This is a genomic window from Paenalcaligenes sp. Me52, from assembly GCF_050487965.1.
Taxonomy (GTDB): Bacteria; Pseudomonadota; Gammaproteobacteria; order Burkholderiales; family Burkholderiaceae_B; genus Paenalcaligenes.
On the sequence record NZ_JBKQFO010000051.1, the window covers coordinates 1 to 575 of the forward strand.

The 575-nt window shown below is 49.6% G+C and carries 1 protein-coding gene and 1 pseudogene; both read right to left on the reverse strand.

What is annotated here, in order from left to right:
* On the reverse strand, nucleotides 1-211 hold a 211-nt coding region (locus tag ACLO87_RS16915; protein WP_430224361.1), incomplete at its 3' end, for a M24 family metallopeptidase.
* A gap of 152 nt (nucleotides 212-363) precedes the next feature.
* A pseudogene (gene rpsB, locus ACLO87_RS16920) lies at nucleotides 364-575 on the reverse strand (30S ribosomal protein S2); the annotation flags it as partial.

A 575-nucleotide genomic window follows, 5' to 3' on the forward strand; every position in this document is an offset into this window, starting at 1 on the left:
TGCAATCGGATTTCGGATAGCCGTGATAGCCGAGGCAGGCAGAAACCGCGTGTTGTTCATTAACAATGTAATCATTACAGATGCGATCCAGCTCGCCGGTGCTGACGCCCGGTTTAACATACGGTTCGATCATCTCCAGCACTTCGGCAGCCAGTCGGCCAGCGACGCGCATTTTTTCGATATCTTCTGGGGTCTTGATTGAGATAGCCATTAATTCTGTCCATCAGCGTCGGTGATACCGACAATATATATGTAAGTGCCGTCAATGGTATCACACCCGGGCAAATTGAGAATCATTCTGAATTTCGCCAAACGTGCCACTGAAGGTTTTCTATAATAGAAAATTCAACGTCTGATGCTGTACACAGCGCCCAGGTACAGGGTCACAGCACGGATTGCGTCGTCGTTACCCGGGATAACGAAGTCAACACCGTCCGGATCAGAGTTGGTATCAACGATAGCAAATACCGGAATACCCAGGTTGTTTGCCTCTTTGATAGCAATGTGTTCGTGGTCAGCATCGATTACAAACAGAGCGTCCGGCAGACCGCCCATGTCTTTGATACCGCCCAGGC